Source organism: Streptomyces sp. NPDC058525, assembly GCF_042719495.1.
Lineage (GTDB): Bacteria > Actinomycetota > Actinomycetes > Streptomycetales > Streptomycetaceae > Streptomyces.
Genome location: NZ_JBHXNP010000034.1, coordinates 27414 through 43681 on the forward strand (window position 1 = coordinate 27414; position 16268 = coordinate 43681).

The following is a 16268-nucleotide window of genomic DNA, read 5'->3' on the forward strand; positions in this document are numbered from 1 at the left end:
GCGGGCGGTGTCAGCAGGGTCGCGCCGAGGGCGATCAGCGCGGCGGCGACGGCAGTTCTCAGGCGGGCGGCGGGACGTAACATACGTGCTCCTCCGTGGGGGCGGGAACCGGGTCACGGGGAGGGGTACTGACGGAACTACCACTCAGTGAGATGAGCGACCGTCACCTTTTCGGAGGGCTGCGGACGCCCGCGCCGGGCGCCGGGGCCTCGAAATTGCGTTGCCCGGACGGCGGGTGTCGGGAGAGGCTCCCTGCCATGTCACAGAGCACTGAACATCAAGAGCCCACGGCCGGAACCCGCCGGAACGTCTCCGACCTCTTCTCCGGCGGCCGCCTCACCGCGATCCCGCGCAAGGCGGCCCGGCGCGAGCAGCTGCTCGCCCACCTCTCTCAGACGCTCTTCGCCGCGGACCGGGAGTACACGGAGCCCGAGGTGAACGACGCGCTGCGCACGGTGCACGAGGACTGCTCGGCGCTGCGGCGCTACCTGATCACCTCGGGTCACCTCACCCGGACCCGGGACGGCAGCAGCTACCGGCGGGCGACGACCAGCCGGTAGTACGTCGCCGGCCGCCCGTCCGTCCGCCCGTCCGCCCGCCCGCCCGTCCGTCCTCGGGCACCTCCCCCGAACCCGTTGTCAGAGGGGCCGTCTACTGTTCGGTCATCTGATCACGCACGAAAAGGGGAGGCAGCGTGCGGCGCTGGGAGTACGTCGACGGAGGCTCGGCCAAGTTCTGGGAGGCGGAGGCGGAGGGCACCTCGGTGACCGTCCGCTTCGGTCGCACCGGGACCGCCGGCCAGACCCGGATCAAGGAGTTCGGCTCCGCCGCTGACGCCCAGTCGCACCTGGTCAAGGCCATAGCCGAGAAGGAGCGCAAGGGCTACGCGGCAGTCGCGGAGGCCGCGGAAGCGGCCGCGCCGGCCGTTCCCGCCGCCGTGGATCCGGGCGTCGCCGACGTGAGCGCGGGCCCGGCCGCGCCCGTCGACGAGGACACCCTCGTCCTGCCCGAGGAGTGGAAGCGGAATCTGTATCCGCGCCGCGGCGGGGTGCCCTGTACCGTGCCGGCGGTCGACGGCGAGGCGCAGGGGGCACTGCGCAAGTCGCTCGAGCTCAGTGCCGAGACGGTCGAGCGCGTGCTCTCCTCCCCGCGGAGCGACCCCGCTCTCGTCGAGGCCGCCCGGGCCCACCAGTCCGGCAGTCCCGACCCGCTGGGCGCGGCGGTCCTCGCGGAGCTGCGGTCCGGCGGCTCCCCGTCCCTGAGCGTCGTGGACGCCTGGGCCGCCGAGTTCGGCCTGCCCTTCGCCGCCCGCGCGGCGGCCGAGATCCCGGAGGTCCATGCCGAGTGGGTCACGCCGTCCCCGGGCCACAAGAGCCGGAAGGACTCGGTCCACGCGACAGCGGACCCCGACGTGCACTACCAAAGCGCCTGGGCCAGGATGCACGCCCGGCAGCCCCTGGCCCGTGTCCGGGCCCTGCTCTCCGTGGCGGACGAGGAGACGTACCGGGCCGCCGTCGCCGGCCTCGCGACCGCCCGGCGGACCCCGCGCCAGCAGATCACCGCTTGCTTCATCGCCCCCTCGGAGCAGGAGTGGGTGGAGGAGTGCTGCGCCGATCCGGCCCTGCGCGCGCACCCCGACCGGCTGGTGCGCGAGATGCTGCTGTGCTCCCTCGGGTCGCCCGAGCAGGCCGCCCTGTTCGACGACCGGGGGGACCTCGGCTGGACCGTCCGCAACGCGGCCGTCGTGCCGACCGTCGCGGAGGGCATCGGCGTGGCGATGGCCCCGCTGGCCGCCGGCGAGTTGAACCGGCAGTACATCGACACCGACGACACCAAGGCGATGGCGGCGGCCCTCGTCGAGCTGCCCTCCGACGAGGCCTTCGGCTTCCTCGTGGAGCGCCTCGACAACAAGTACGTCCGGATGTCCGTGGCCACCGCCGCCCGCCGGTATCCGGTCCGGGCGCTGCGGCTGCTCGCGCAGGCGTCCGCCGGTGCCGGCCCCACCGCCTCGATGGCGGGTCAGCTGCTGGTCACGCACGTCGCCGCCCACCAGGAGCTCGTGCTCTCCCTGCTGCCGGACCTGCCCGCGGAGCTCGCCGCACGCGTCGGTCCCCTCGCACGGCAGGAGGGCCGGGTGGCGGAGGTTCCCGCGGAGTCGCTGCCGCCGCTGCTGACCAGCCCGCCGTGGACCCGCAAGCGCACGGTCGCCAAGCCGCGGACGCTCAGCGGGCTGGCGGTGCCGGAAGGGGCCCGGACGGACTGGCGCACCGGCGAGCGGGAGGCATGGGCCGCCACCGAGTCCTGGGTCACCTGCTGGGAGCCGTACCACCCGATGGAGACCTACGTCGAGCACCTGCGCCAGGGCATGCGGCGCCACCAGTGGGACGCGCTGGCGGTGTTCGTCAAGGGGCCCGAGGAGCAGGTGCGTCCGCTGCTCGCCGACTGGCAGGGCACCGAGTACACCTATGAGGGCCTGAGCTCCTTCAAACCGCTCGTCGCCCGCCACGAGCTGGCCGCTCTGCCGGTGGCCGTGAACATGGCGACCCGCAACCCGAAGGTGATGGCACCCCTGCTCCTCCCGTTCCTCGACGCGGGCGTGGCACGGCTGATGGCCGGCTGGCTGGTACGGCTCAAGGCGGCGGGCGAGACGGCCCGTTCCTGGTTCGTCCGGCACGGCGCGGGCGCCGCCCGGCTGCTCGTCCCCGACGCGCTCGGCGCGCCCGGGGCGGAGCGGACCGCCGCCGAGCAGGCCCTGTCCGTGATCGTGACGGCGCACGGGGCCGACGCGGTGCGCCGGGTGGCCGCGGAGTACGGCCAGGAGGCCGCCGAGGCCCTGGAGCCGCTGCTGACCGCCGATCCGCTCGCGACCGCGCTGCCCGCCCGCATGCCCAAGGCGGCCGACTGGGCCGATCCGCGGGCGCTGCCGCAGATCCTGCTGCGGTCCGGCGGGGCGCTGCCCGCCGCGGCGGCCTCGCACGTGGTGACCATGCTGGCGGTGTCCACGCCGAGCGCGGAGTTCCCCGGGCTGGCCCAGGTGCGCGACCTGTGCACGCAGGAGTCCCTGGCCGCCTTCGCATGGGCGCTGTTCACGGAATGGCAGCTCGCCGGGATGCCGCCCAAGGAGTCGTGGGCGCTGCACGCGCTCGGCCGGTTCGGCGACGACGGGACCGTCCGGGCCCTGACCCCGGTGATCCGGGCCTGGCCGGGCGAGGGCGCGCACCACCGGGCGGTCGACGGCCTCGACGTCCTGGCGGCGATCGGCACCGATGTGGCCCTGCTGCACCTGCACGGGATCGCGCAGCGCGTGAAGTTCAAGGCGCTGAAGCTGCGCGCGCAGGAGAAGATCGCCGAGGTCGCGGCCGGACTGGGGCTCACCGGTGAGCAGCTGTCGGACCGTCTGGTGCCGGACCTCGGTCTGGACGCGGACGGCAGCACGGTCATCGACTACGGCACGCGCCGCTTCACGGTCGGCTTCGACGAGCAGCTCAAGCCGTACGTACTGGGCGAGGACGGCCGGCGCCTGAAGGACCTGCCGAAGCCCGGCACCCGGGACGACGCCGAGCTCGCCGCCGCCGAGCGCAAGCGGTTCACGGCGCTGAAGAAGGACGTCCGGACGATCGCCTCGGACCAGGTGCGGCGCCTGGAGGCCGCGATGGTGGACGGGCGCTCGTGGACGGCCGCCGAGTTCCGCCGGCTGTTCGTGGAGCATCCGCTGGTGTGGCACCTGGTGCGGCGCCTGGTCTGGCGGGCCGAGCGGGAGGGCGAGGTGACCGCGTTCCGCGTGGCCGAGGACCGCACGTACGCCGACGCCGAGGACGAGGCGGTCACGTTCGCGGACGGTGCGGGCATCACCCTGGCCCACCCGCTGGACCTGGGCGGCGCGCTGGCGGACTGGTCCGAGCTGTTCGCGGACTACGAGATCCTGCAGCCGTTCCCGCAGCTGGGCCGGCCGGTGCTGGCGGTGACCGAGGAGGAGGCCGCCGACTCGCGCCTCACCCGCTTCGAGGGGATCACGGTGCCCGTCGGCAGGCTGCTCGCGCTGCAGAAGCGCGGCTGGGAGCGCGGCGAGCCCCAGGACGCGGGGGTGGAGCGGTGGTTCTCCCGCCGGCTGGGCCCCGAGCGCTATCTGGTGATCGGGCTCGACGAGGGCATCGCGGTCGGAATGATCGGCGAGTTCCCGGACCAGAAGCTGGAGACCGTCTGGCTCGACACGCGGCCCTGCGACTACTGGACGTCCCGCACCTATCCGCTGAAGTTCGGCGACCTGTCCCCCGTCGTCGTCTCCGAGGTGCTGGCCGACCTGACGGAGCTGACGTCATGACGACCACGACCGCGACCACGACTGCGACCACGACTGCGACTGCGACTGCGACTGCGACTGCGACTGCGACCGCGGGCCCGGCTGCCGAGGAGCTGCAGCGGCCGCCCGCCGAGGTCCGCTACGCCGCGGAGCTCGCCGCCCTGCGCGCCGCCGACACCGATCACCGGCCGCCGGGCTGGCAGCTCAGCCTGCGGGCCGCCCGCCGCTTCATCGTCGGGGACGAGGAGGCGGGCATCGGCCGCAAGTTCGTCGGCGACACGGCCCTGGTCGAGCGGGCCCTGGTGGCGCTGGCCACCAACCGGGGCCTGATGCTCGTGGGTGAGCCCGGTACGGCCAAGTCGCTGCTGTCGGAGCTGATCTCGGCGGCCGTCAGCGGGGACTCCACGCTGATCGTCCAGGGCGGCGCGGCGACCACCGAGGACCAGATCAAGTACTCCTGGAACTACGCCCTGCTCGTCTCCGAGGGCCCCTCGCAGCGCTCGCTGGTACCGGCTCCCATGCTGAGCGGCATGCGGGAGGGGCGGCTCGTCCGGTTCGAGGAGATCACCCGCTGCCCGCTGGAGGTGCAGGACTCCCTCCTGTCGCTGCTGTCCGAACGGGTCGTGGCCGTACCGGAGCTGGAGGGCCCGGACGGGATGGTCTTCGCCCGCCAGGGCTTCAACGTGATCGCGACGGCGAACACCCGCGACCGCGGGGTCAACGAGATGAGTGCCGCGCTCAAGCGGCGGTTCAACTACGAGACCGTCTTCCCCATCTCCGACCTGGACACCGAGCTCGCCCTGGTGGAGACCGAGGCGAAGGCCCTGCTCCAGCGCTCGGGCGTGACCGCGGCGCCGGACCCGGAGGTCCTGGAGGTGCTCGTCACCACCTTCCGGGAGCTGCGCTCCGGAGTCGGCGGCCACGGCGCCGGCACGGACCGGCTCTCCTCCGTGATGAGCACGGCCGAGGCCGTGTCGGTCGCCCACGCGGTGGGCGTACGGGGCTGGTTCCTGCGCGGCGAGCCGGGCAACGCGGCCGACCTGGTCACCTGCCTGGCCGGTACGGCGGCCAAGGACAGCCCGGAGGACCTGGCACGGCTGCGCCGCTACCTCGAGCAGCGGGCGGCCAAGCGGGGCGGGGCGCAGTGGCAGGCCCTGCACGCGTCGCGCCACCTGCTGGCGGGCCGGTGAGCCGGTGAACCGATGACCGCGACCTTCCTCGGCGTACGGCACCACTCCCCCGCGTGCGCCCGCCTGGTGGCCCGCACCATCGAGGCGCTGCGGCCGGCGTACGTGCTGGTCGAGGGCCCCGCCGATCTGAACGGCCGCCTCGGCGAGCTGCTGCTGGGCCATGAGCTGCCGATCGCCGTGTTCAGCCACTACCGGGACGAGGAGCGCAGCGCCACGTCCTGGGCTCCGCTGTGCGCGTACTCGCCGGAGTGGGTCGCGCTGACGGCGGGCCGGGCCGCGGGGGCGGAGGTGCGCTTCATCGACCTGCCGGCCTGGCACCCGGCGTTCGCCGGGCGCACCAACCGGTACGCGGACGCCGAGGCCCGCTACGCCGAGGCGACGGACCGGCTGTGCCGGCGGTTCCACGTCGACTCCGTCGACGCGCTCTGGGACCGGATGTTCGAGTCCGGAGCCGACCCCGCCCCCGGACCCGGCTCCGGGGACGACGGACTCGCCGCGCGGCTGGAGGCGTACTTCGACGTGGTGCGCGGCGACTCGGTCGCGGACGAGGGAGACCGGGCGCGGGAGCGGTACATGGCCGCCTGGGTGCGGGCGGCCCTGGCCGCGGCCGGTGAGCGCCCGGTCCTCGTGGTCACGGGCGGCTTCCACCGGCCCGCGCTGGTGGCCCTGAGCTCGGCCCCCGCGTCCGGCGACACGGGTGACGACGGCCTCAACGACGCCGGCAGCGGCGAAGCCCGATTCGACCACGCCGACCGCAGTGAAGCCCGGCTCGACCACGCCGACCGCGGCGAAGTCCGACTCGACCACGCCGACCGCGGCGAAGCCCGGCTCGGCCGCGGCCTGCAACGCGGCAGTCGCCGCCCCGGTGACGGCTGGCCGGCCGTGCCTGCACCGCCCGAGGGGGCCGTCGGCGGCAGTTTCCTCGTGCCCTACTCCTTCCGGCAGCTCGACGCCTTCGCCGGCTACCAGTCCGGCATGCCCTCGCCCGCCTACTACCAGGAGCTGTGGGAGGCGGGCCCCGACGCCGCCGGCGAGGCCCTGGTCCGGGCCGTGGCCGGCCGACTGCGCGGGCGCGGCCACCCGGTTTCCACGGCCGGCCTGATCGCGGCCCGGACCACCGCCCTGGGCCTGGCCACCCTGCGCGGACACCCGACGCCGAACCGCCTCGACCTGCTCGACGGACTGGCCGGGGCGCTGATCACCGACGCCCTCGACGCACCGCTGCCGTGGACCCGGCGCGGCCCGCTGCGCCCCGGAGCCCACCCGGTGGTCGTGGAGATGGTCGCCGCGTGCAGCGGCGACCGCGTCGGCCGGCTGCACCCCGACACGCCGCTGCCCCCGCTCGTGCACGACGTCGCGGCCCAACTGGCCGCGCTGGGCCTGGCGCCCGGCGACGGCCGCCCCGTCACCCTGCGCCTGACCGACCCGGCGGACCTGGACCGCAGCCGGGTACTGCACCGGCTGCGCGTGCTGGACGTCCCCGGCTTCGCCCGGGCCGGCGGCCCCGCGCACGGCACCGACCCGGTGTTCACCGAGACCTGGGAACCCCGTACGGCAGCGGCCCGGGAGGCCGCGCTCATCGAGGCCGGCGGGTTCGGCGCGACCCTGGACGAGGCCGCGGCCGTCGCCCTCGACGACCGGATGCGCGCCGCGGGCGCCGAGCCCGACGCCCTGGCCGCCGTCCTGTTCGACGCCGTGGTCTGCGGGGCGACACGGCTGTCCGCCCGGCTGGTCGCGGAGCTCGCGGCCGGGCTCGGGCGGGCGACGGCCCTCGGACCGCTGGGCGAGGCCCTGCACACGGCACTCGGACTGTGGCGGCACGACCGGATCTACGGCGTGTCCCGCGACCCGCTGCTCGCCGCCGCCGTCGACACGGCGGTCGGCCGCGCCCTGTGGCTGGCCGAGGTCGTTCAGGGCTCCGGCTCGGGTCCGGACCACGGCCGGCTGCGCGCGCTGGTCGCCGTACGGGACGCGGTGCTGCACGCCGGGGAGCTGCTGTCGGTGTCCCGGGAGACGGTCGCCGCGGTGTGCCGCCGGATCAGCGCGGATCCCGGCGCCCCCGCCGACCTGCGCGGTGCGGCCTTCGGGCTGCAGCGCGTGCTGGGCGACGGCGGCGGCCCCGACGCGGCCGCCGCGATCCGCGCGGCCGCCGATCCCGCGACGCTCGGCGACTGGCTGGCGGGCCTGTTCGCCCTCGCCCGTACGGAACTGACCTCGGGCGGCGGCGGACCCGAGCCGCTGATCGGCGTACTCGACGGGCTGGTCCGGGACATGTCCGAGACCGACTTCCTGGCGGGTCTGCCGGCCCTGCGGCAGGCGTTCGCCTACTTCCCGCCCCGCGAGCGCGAGCGGATCGCCGCCCAACTGATCGAACGGCGCGGCCTGCGCGGCTCGGCACGCTCGCTGCTGCGCGTCACCGCCGACCCGCTGCTGATCGCGCGGGCCCGGAGCCTGGAGAACCACGTGGAACGCACCCTCGACCGCTACGGCCTGCGGGCCGCCCCGTGACCGCCCCCGGCCCGCACCCCGCCGGCACCCCCGATCCCGGCCTGGAGCGGTGGCGGCTCATCCTGGGCGCCCCCGCCGAACGGCACACCGGCCCGCTCGGCGCCGAGGGCGCCGCCCGCGACGCCGCCCTGGACTGGCTGTACGGCCGCGACCCCGAGCAGGCCCGGCGCGGTGTCCGCGCCGGTACGAACGCGCGGGAGAGCCGCGCGGGCGGCGACGGACCCTCGGCGGTCACGGCCGTCGACTGGCTCGACGACATCCACCGGCTCTTTCCGAAGGAGACGATCGAACGGCTGGAGCGGGACGCCGTCGAGCTCTACGAGATCCACGAGATCGTCACCGACCCGGCCGTGCTGGAGCGCGTGGAGCCCGATCCGACCCTGCTGCGCGCCGTGCTGCGCACCAAGCACCTGATGAACCCTGAGGTGCTGCGGCTGGCCCGGCGGATCGTGGAGACGGTGGTGCGCCGCCTCCTGGACCGGCTGAAGCCCGAGATCCGGCGCTCCTTCACCGGTACCCGCTCGCGCCGCCCCAGCCGGCTGCCCTCGGCCCGCGACTTCGACTTCCACGGCACCGTCCGCGCCAACCTGGCCCACTACCAGCCCGCCGAGCGGCGGATCCTGATCGAACGGCCGCGCTTCCACTCGCGCACCCGCCCTCACCTGGAGCAGTGGCAGCTGATCCTGCTGGTGGACCAGTCCGGTTCCATGGTCGACTCGGTCATCCACTCCGCCGTCACGGCCGCGAGCCTGTGGGGGCTGCCCGGGCTGAAGACCCATCTGGTCGCCTTCGACACCAGCGTGGTGGACCTGACGAGCGATGTCTCCGACCCGGTCGAGCTGCTCATGGGCGTCCAGCTCGGCGGCGGCACCGACATCGCGAGGGCGGTCGACTACGGCACCCGGCTGATCGACAACCCGCGCCGCGCCATCGTTGCGCTGATCACCGACTTCTACGAGGTCGGCGACGCCTACCGGCTGGTGCACGGTGTACGCGCCCTGGCCGAGCAGGGCACGACCGTACTGGGTCTCGCCGCGCTCGACGAGGAGGCGAACCCGGCGTACGACCGCGCGATGGCACAGCGGCTGGCCGATGTCGGCGCGCACGTCGGCGCGATGACGCCCGGTCAGCTCGCCGAGTTCGTCGCGGAGAGGCTGGGCCGATGACCGCAGGAGCGGCGACGGCCCGCCCGGATCTGCTGGCCCTGGACTCCGGCACCCTGATCTCGCTGGCCAACCGGGGGCTGGTCAAACGTGCCGCGAAGGAACTGGACGCGGGCGCCGGCGCGGTGCTCTCCACGGACGCGGACAGGGACGGGGATGGGGATGGGCACGGAGACGGAGACGGGGACGGGCCCGGCACGCTGCGCGGCCGGTTCCCGGACGGCACGGAGGTTTCGCTGCCGCCGGGTGCGGGCCTCGACCGGGGGTCGTGCACCTGCGGGGCACCGGGGATCTGCCGGCACCTGATCGGCCTGGTCCTCGCCTGTCAGCGGGCGGCCACCGAGGCCCCCGACGCCTCGGCCGCCAGCGGTACCGGTTCCGCCGCCCCGGACGGCCCCGCAGCGGAGCCGTGGTCCCCCGGCAGCCTCGACGACGAGGCGCTGAGCGCCGCCGTCGGAGCGCGGGCCGTCACCGCCGCCCGGCGCACCCTCGCCCGCGGCTACACGGCCCGGCTGCACCACCCGACGGCCGGGGCGCCCGCCGCCCGGGCCGAACTGCCCACCTGTACGGTGCGGTTCCCCGTACCGGGACCGGACGGCATCGGCCACGCGGTCACCGATGCCACCGACGCCCGGCGCGGGGAGGTCATCGCGCTCGCCGTCTGGGCGTTCCGTGCCGCCGTCGAGGCCGACCCGGCCGATCCGCCCGCCCAGGTCGACGTGGGCGGGAGCGGCGGGAACGGCGGGAACGGCGGGAACGGGTCGAGCGGGGCGCGCGGCGCGAGCGGCGGCCGGGCGGGCGCCGCCGGGTCGCCGGAGCTGAGCGCCGCGGCCGCCCTCCTCGACGACCTGCTGCTGGACGGCGCGGCGCACACCGGTCCGGTGCCGGCGACGGCCCTGCGCCGGGCGCGGGACGAGTTGTCCGCGCGGTCGCTGCACTGGCCCGCCGGAACGCTGGCCGAGGTGATCGAGCAGCTCGACGACCACGCGGCCCGCGGCGCCCGCTACCGGGCCGAGCGGTTCGCCGCCCTGATCACCGAGTTCCACGCCCGGCTCCGCGCGGCCGGCCGCACCTCGCAGCTCGCCGCGTCGCAGATCCTGGGCTCCGGGGAGCGCGGCGACACCGCGCTGCGCCGGGTGCGCCTCACGGCGCTCGGCTGCCGGATCAGCGGTACCCCGCGGGACCGGACCGCCGAGGTGTTCCTCGCCCACGACAACGCCCGGACCGGCCTGGTGCTGCGCCGCCGGTGGAGCCTCGCGCCGGGCCAGGAACCGACGGGGCCGGAGCTGGCGGCCCGGCGCGTGGCGGGGGCGCCGCTGGGGGCGCTGGCCCGCGCCAACCTGGTGAGCGAGAGCGCCTCCCGTACGCCCGGTCTGTCCGTCACCATCGGGGCCGGCCGGCTGGCCTCGACGAGCGTGACACCGGTCGGCTCGGCGTGGTCCGGCCTCCCCGAGCCGATGCTGCTCCGGGACTTCGAAGCCCACGCCCGGGCGCTGGACGGGCTGCCGCCGTACCTGGTGCGGCCCCGGACCGAGGCCGGCTCCGTGCACGTGGTCGAGGTCCGCGAGGTCGGACCGCTCGGCTACGACCCGGCCGAGCAACGGCTGGAGGCGACCGTACGGGACGCGCAGGGCGCCGCGGCGACGGTCTGCGCGACGCACAACCCGTACAGTCCCGGCGCGCTGGACGTGCTCGCCGCCTGCCTGGACGGCAGCCGGGGCGAGGTCCGCTTCCTGAGCGCCTTCGTCCGGGTGACGGGAGGCGGGCTGGTCCTCGATCCGCTCGCCGTCATGACGGCCGAGGGCGTGACCGTACCGGACCTGAGCCCCGCCGCCGGCTCCCGCCTCGTGCCGAACCTGCTCCCGCGTCCGCGCGACCCGATCGCCGAGGCGCTGGACGGTGCGCTGGCCGCACTGGCCGTGGCGGCCGACCGCGGGCTGCGCAACCTCGGCGAGGGTGCGCGCACCGGCCTCGAGGACGCCGCGACCGGCCTGGCGCGCACGGGCCTTTCGGTCGCGGCCGGGCTGGTACGGGACTTCCTCGGCACGCTGCGTGAGGAGGGCCCGGCCGCGGCGGTGCGGGCGTGGGTGGACGCGCAGATCCACCTGCTGTCCGCCGTGGAGCTGCACGCCCGCGCCACCTGAGCCGGGGCGCGGGCCCGGACCGGCTACCCGCGGTACGTCTCCAGCAACCGGAGCCAGATCTCGCTGATCGTGGGGAACGCGGGGACCGCGTGCCACAGCCGTTCGAGGGGGACCTCGCCGGCCACGGCGATGGTGGCCGCGTGCAGCAGCTCGGCGGCGCCCGGGCCGACGAAGGTGGCGCCGAGCAGGATCCCGCGGTCCAGGTCGACGACCATCCGGGCCCGGCCGCGGTAGCCGTCGGCGTAGAGCCCGGCGCCCGAGACCTTGGACAGGTCGTAGTCGACGGCCCGCACCCGGTGGCCGGCCCGTTCGGCCTCGGCCAGGCCGAGGCCCACCGCGGCGGCCTCCGGATCGGTGAAGACCACCTGCGGGACGGCCCGTGTGTCGGCGGTCGCGACGTGCGCGCCCCAGGGGCCGGTGTCGAGCGGGTCGCCGGCCGCCCGGGCGGCGATGGCGGCTCCCGCGATCCGGGCCTGGTACTTGCCCTGGTGGGTGAGGAGCGCGCGGTGGTTGACGTCCCCGACGGCGTACAGCCAGTCGTGCCCGGGCACCCGGCAGCTGTCGTCGACCCCGATCCACTGCCCCGCGGACAGCCCGACGGTGTCCAGCCCGATGTCCTCGGTCCGCGGCGCCCGTCCCGTCGCCACCAGCAGCTCGTCGCCCTCCAACAGCTCGCCGCCCTCCAGCACCACGGTGACGGGCCCGGTGGAGCCGTCCCGTACGACGGCCTCGACGGCCACGCCGGTACGGACCACCGCGCCGGCCTCGCGCAGCGCATCGGCGACGAGCTCGCCCGCGAAGGGCTCCATGCGCGGCAGCAGCCCCGAGCCGCGCACGAGTACGGTGACCTGCGATCCGAGGCCCTGCCATGCCGTGGCCATCTCCGCGGCCACCACCGAACCGCCCACGATCAGCAGCCGGCCCGGCGCCGCCTGGGCGGAGGTCGCCTCGCGGCTGGTCCAGGGTCCGGCCCCGGCCATCCCGGGCACGTCGGGGATCACGGCCCGGGTCCCGGTGGCGACCACCACCGCGTGGCGGGCGGACAGCACGTGGTGCTCGCCCTCGGGGCTGGTGACGGCGACCTTGCGGACCCCGTAGAGCCGGCCGTGGCCCCGGTACACGTCGGCGCCGATGGAGTCGAGCCAGTCGATCTGGCCGTCGTCCTTCCAGTTCCCGGTCCAGTAGTCGCGGTGCGCGAGCACCGCCGCCGTGTCCAGCGGCCCCTCGACGGCGCCCGCCAGCCCCGGCACCCTGCGGGCGTCGGCACGGGCGAGCACCGGGCGCAGCAGTGCCTTGCTCGGGACGCACGCCCAGTACGAGCACTCCCCGCCCACGAGCTCGCTCTCGACCAGAGCGGTGCTCAGTCCGGCGGCACGGGTCCGGTCGGCGACGTTCTCGCCGGCCGGTCCCCCGCCGAGCACCACTACGTCGTACTCCACGGCATCAGTCATACGGGCCAGTGTCACCGCCCGCCGGGGCGGCGTCACGCAATCAGGCCCCGGGCGTGCCGGTTTCCCCCGCGCCCTGCTGCTCCGCGGCGATCTTGGCGCGCACCTCGTCCATGTCCAGGGCGCGGGCCTGTGCGATGAGGTCCGTCAGCGCGGCCTCCGGCAGGGCGCCGGGCTGGGCGAAGATGGCCACCTGATCCCGGATGATCATGAGGGTGGGGATCGAGCTGATCTGGAACGCTCCGGCCAGCTCCTGCTGTGCCTCGGTGTCCACCTTGGCGAAGACCAGGTCGGGGTGGGCCTCCGAGGCCTTCTCGAAGACCGGGGCGAACTGCAGGCACGGCCGGCACCAGCCCGCCCAGAAGTCGATCAGCACGAACGGGTGCTCGCTGACCGTCTGGTCGAAGTTTTCCTTGGTGAGCTCGACTGTAGCCACGGTGTCCTGCCTCCTGATTGAGCGTTCTGCTCCTTGAACCAACGATGTGTCCGCATCATTCCGCTCCCGGCCTGACGGCTCCTAGAACGGGTGCCCCGCGGGGGTGGAGCGGGTGGTGGTCCAGCGCAGCTCGGTGAAGGCGTCCAGATTGGCCTCGCCGCCGAACCGGGCCCCGGTGCCGGAGGCGCCGACCCCGCCGAACGGGGCGACGGCCTCGTCGTTGACCGTCTGGTCGTTGACGTGCGCGATCCCGGTCGGGATCCGGTCGGCCAGGTCCAGCCCGCGCGCCGCGTCCCGGGTGACGATCCCGAGGGAGAGCCCGTACGGGCCGGCCGAGGCGAGCTCCACGGCCTCGTCCTCCGTGGTGAAGGACCGTACGGGCGCGACGGGGCCGAAGACCTCCTCGGCGTAGGCGGGGGTGTCGTCGCCGACGCCCGCGAGCACGGTCGGCCGGTAGAAGAGGTCCCGGTGGGTGCCGCCCGCGACCAGTTTGGCGCCCTGCGCGGTACTGGCCTCCACCAGGGCGTGGACGCGCTCGACCTGGGCGCGGTCGATCAGCGGGCCCAGGTGGACCCGCTCGCGGTACGGGTCCCCCACCGCGAGGGCCTCGGCGCGTACGGCGAGCCGCTCCACGTACTCGTCGTAGAGCGAGGCGTGCACGAGGTGGCGGCCGGCGGTCATGCAGATCTGGCCCTGGTGGAAGAAGGACCCCCAGGTCGCCTGGGCCACGGCGGCCTCGACGTCCGCGTCGCGGAGCACGACGAGGGCCGAGTTGCCGCCCAACTCCAGGTGCGCGCGCTTGAGGTGACGGCCGGCCAGCTCGCCGACGGAGCGTCCGGCTGCGGTGGATCCGGTGAACGACACCACCCGGACCCGGGGGTCGGCGACGACCGCGGTGCCCGTCTCGGCGCCGCCCGGCAGGACGTGCAGCAGCCCGCCGGGCAGGCCCGCGGCGGCGAAGACCGCGGCGAGCGCGAGGCCGCCGCAGACGGCGGTGCGCCGGTCCGGCTTGAGCAGCACGGCGTTGCCGAGGGCCAGCGCGGGCGCCACCGAGCGGATCGACAGGATCAGCGGGGCGTTGAACGGGGCGACGACCCCGACCACCCCGGCCGGCACCCGTCGGGTGAACGAGAGCCGGGGCGCCTCGCTCGGCAGCACCTGCCCGGTCGGCCGGGAGGCCAGCGCGGCGGCCTCGTAGCACTCCTGCGCGGCGACGTGCAGCTCGAAGTCGGCCTTGCCGGGTATCGACCCGGACTCCCGCACCAGCCATTCCCGCAGTTCTTCGGCGTGCGCGGCGAACAGGTCCCCGGCGCGGCGCAGTACGGCCGCCCGCTCAGGGTGGGTGGCGCGCGCCCAGTCGGCCTGCGCCGCCCGCGCCCGTACGGCCGCCTCCGCGACGTCGGCGGGGGCGGCCAGGCCGATGGTGGCGAGGGTGCGGCCGGTGGCGGGTTCGACGACCGGTGCGTCGCCGCCGGTGAGGGCGGGTCCGTCCTGCCAGAGCGTCGGATCGAGGAGCGGCATGGCGCGGTGCCTCCGGGTGGGGATGGGCGGGTGCCGGGTGGTGCGGGGGGCGGCAGCACGCGCCATCGTGCCAGACCGGAGGCTCCATCTCTGTTCAGTTATTGGGCAGTTGACGATTGCCGGTGACCGGAAACGATCGACGAACCCGAACCCGAACCCGAACCCGGGGCGGGTTCGGGGCGGCCTGGACGGTCTAGCGCTCCAGGACGAGTGCGATGCCCTGGCCGACCCCGATGCACAGGGCCGCCAGGCCGGTGCCGGAGCCCGCGGCCGCCAGCTGGTGCGCGACCGAACCGGCCAGCCGGGCCCCCGACGCACCGAGCGGGTGGCCGATCGCGATGGCTCCGCCGCGCGGGTTGACCACGGCCGGGTCGAGCTCCGGCCAGGCGGCGAGGCAGCCCAACGCCTGTGCGGCGAAAGCCTCGTTGAGCTCGAAGGCGGTGAGGTCGGCGAATCCGCGGCCGGCCTTGCCGAGCGCCTGCCGGACGGCGTCCACCGGGCCCAGCCCGAAGAGCTGCGGCTCGATTCCGGTGACGGCGGAGGCGCTGATCCGGGCGAGCGGCTCCCGCCCGGTGGCGGCCAGCCCCGCCTCGTCGGTCAACAGCAGCGCCGCGGCGCCATCGTTGAGCGGGGAGGCGTTGCCGGCGGTGACCGTGCCCCGGCCGTCCGTCCGGAAGGCGGGCTTCAGCCGGGCCAGGGCCTCGGGCGTGGAACCCTCCCGGATGCACTCGTCCCGTACGAGGTCCACGCCCTCGTAGGGCACGACCTCGCCGTCGTACAGACCGGCGGCCCAGGCGGCCGCCGCCTTGCGGTGGCTGTCCAGGGCGAAGGCGTCCTGCGCCTCGCGGGTGACGGCGTACTTGTCGGCGACGAGTTCGGCGCCCTCGCCGAGGGAGACGGTCCACTCGGCGGGCATCCGCGGGTTGGTCATCCGCCAGCCCAGCGTGGTGGACCACATCTGCTGGTGGCCGGCCGGGAAGGTGCGTTCGGGCTTCTGCACGACCCAGGGGGCCCGGGTCATCGACTCGACTCCGCCCGCGATGGCCACCGAGGCATCGCCGAGGGCGATGGCGCGGGCGGCCTGGATCACGGCTTCGAGGCCGGATCCGCAGAGCCGGTTGACGGTGACCCCGGGGACGCTCACCGGGAGGCCGGCCAGCAGGACCGCCATCCGGGCGACGTCGCGGTTGTCCTCGCCCGCGCCGTTGGCGTCGCCGAAGACGACGTCGTCGATGCGCGCCGGATCGAGGTCGGGCGTACGGTCCACCAGCGCGCGGACCACGTGCGCGGCGAGGTCGTCCGGCCGGACTCCGGCGAAGGCCCCGCCGAACTTGCCGATCGGGGTGCGGACGGCGTCGACGACGTAGACGTCGCGGACGGTGCGGATGCTCATGGGGTCGCTCCTGGGCGGATCCGTACGGGCGGTGGCGTTCCGGTGCGTGTGTGGGCACCGCGGGACGCCGCCGGGCGCGCCCGGTGGGACGCGCCCGCAGTTTCCGTCCGCAGGTCACCGCCTGTCAACGGCCCCCCGGGGCACTGTCCGGGAAGCGACCTCCGC

10 protein-coding genes are annotated in these 16268 nt (G+C 75.4%); 6 read left to right on the forward strand and 4 right to left on the reverse strand.

Features of this window, described 5'->3' with window-relative positions:
- The first annotated feature begins 257 nt into the window (after nt 1-257).
- The 6 genes from ACFWP3_RS18025 (at nt 258) to ACFWP3_RS18050 (ending at nt 11305) form a co-directional block, all read left to right on the forward strand.
- Nucleotides 258-560: a DUF2087 domain-containing protein gene (locus ACFWP3_RS18025; RefSeq protein ID WP_384221808.1), complete on the forward strand. Its 303-nt coding sequence runs from the start codon at nt 258-260 to the stop codon at nt 558-560.
- 134 nt (nt 561-694) lie between these two features.
- Nucleotides 695-4321 (forward strand): WGR and DUF4132 domain-containing protein, encoded by a 3627-nt coding sequence (locus ACFWP3_RS18030; protein WP_384221810.1) that lies wholly within the window; start codon nt 695-697, stop codon nt 4319-4321.
- Nucleotides 4318-5490, forward strand: a complete 1173-nt coding sequence (locus tag ACFWP3_RS18035; RefSeq protein ID WP_384221813.1) for an AAA family ATPase — start codon at nt 4318-4320, stop codon at nt 5488-5490. Before ACFWP3_RS18030 ends, ACFWP3_RS18035 begins: the two co-directional genes overlap by 4 nt.
- A 12-nt stretch (nt 5491-5502) precedes the next feature.
- Nucleotides 5503-7998 carry a DUF5682 family protein gene (locus ACFWP3_RS18040; protein ID WP_384221815.1) on the forward strand — a complete coding sequence of 832 codons (2496 nt, stop codon included), beginning with the start codon at nt 5503-5505 and terminating at the stop codon, nt 7996-7998.
- Nucleotides 7995-9164 (forward strand): VWA domain-containing protein, encoded by a 1170-nt coding sequence (locus ACFWP3_RS18045; RefSeq protein WP_384221817.1) that lies wholly within the window; start codon nt 7995-7997, stop codon nt 9162-9164. Before ACFWP3_RS18040 ends, ACFWP3_RS18045 begins: the two co-directional genes overlap by 4 nt.
- Nucleotides 9161-11305, forward strand: a complete 2145-nt coding sequence (locus tag ACFWP3_RS18050; protein ID WP_384221819.1) for a hypothetical protein — start codon at nt 9161-9163, stop codon at nt 11303-11305. The genes ACFWP3_RS18045 and ACFWP3_RS18050 overlap by 4 nt, the downstream gene beginning before the upstream one ends.
- A 23-nt stretch (nt 11306-11328) precedes the next feature.
- Here ACFWP3_RS18050 and ACFWP3_RS18055 read toward each other — a convergent pair whose 3' ends face one another.
- The 4 genes from ACFWP3_RS18055 to ACFWP3_RS18070 all read right to left on the reverse strand — a co-directional run bounded on the left by ACFWP3_RS18055 (nt 11329) and on the right by ACFWP3_RS18070 (nt 16103).
- On the reverse strand, nt 11329-12756 hold the full coding sequence (locus ACFWP3_RS18055; protein ID WP_384221822.1) for a dihydrolipoyl dehydrogenase family protein: 1428 nt from the start codon (nt 12754-12756) through the stop codon (nt 11329-11331).
- A 40-nt stretch (nt 12757-12796) separates the two neighbouring features.
- Nucleotides 12797-13189: a thioredoxin family protein gene (locus tag ACFWP3_RS18060; protein ID WP_384221823.1), complete on the reverse strand. Its 393-nt coding sequence runs from the start codon at nt 13187-13189 to the stop codon at nt 12797-12799.
- A gap of 81 nt (nt 13190-13270) precedes the next feature.
- A complete protein-coding gene (locus ACFWP3_RS18065) occupies nt 13271-14710 on the reverse strand; it encodes an aldehyde dehydrogenase family protein (RefSeq protein ID WP_384221826.1) in 1440 nt (479 codons plus the stop codon).
- A gap of 193 nt (nt 14711-14903) precedes the next feature.
- Nucleotides 14904-16103, reverse strand: a complete 1200-nt coding sequence (locus tag ACFWP3_RS18070; RefSeq protein ID WP_384221829.1) for a thiolase family protein — start codon at nt 16101-16103, stop codon at nt 14904-14906.
- Between the last annotated feature and the right edge of the window lie 165 nt (nt 16104-16268).

What these genes read in the sequence shown, in the direction of transcription:
- ACFWP3_RS18055 (WP_384221822.1), bottom strand. Translation starts at nt 12,756, where the DNA reads ATGACTGATGCCGTGGAGTACGACGTAGTGGTGCTCGGCGGGGGACCG.
- ACFWP3_RS18040 (WP_384221815.1), top strand. Translation starts at nt 5,503, where the DNA reads ATGACCGCGACCTTCCTCGGCGTACGGCACCACTCCCCCGCGTGCGCC.
- ACFWP3_RS18025 (WP_384221808.1), top strand. Translation starts at nt 258, where the DNA reads ATGTCACAGAGCACTGAACATCAAGAGCCCACGGCCGGAACCCGCCGG.
- ACFWP3_RS18070 (WP_384221829.1), bottom strand. Translation starts at nt 16,103, where the DNA reads ATGAGCATCCGCACCGTCCGCGACGTCTACGTCGTCGACGCCGTCCGC.
- ACFWP3_RS18050 (WP_384221819.1), top strand. Translation starts at nt 9,161, where the DNA reads ATGACCGCAGGAGCGGCGACGGCCCGCCCGGATCTGCTGGCCCTGGAC.
- ACFWP3_RS18035 (WP_384221813.1), top strand. Translation starts at nt 4,318, where the DNA reads ATGACGACCACGACCGCGACCACGACTGCGACCACGACTGCGACTGCG.
- ACFWP3_RS18065 (WP_384221826.1), bottom strand. Translation starts at nt 14,710, where the DNA reads ATGCCGCTCCTCGATCCGACGCTCTGGCAGGACGGACCCGCCCTCACC.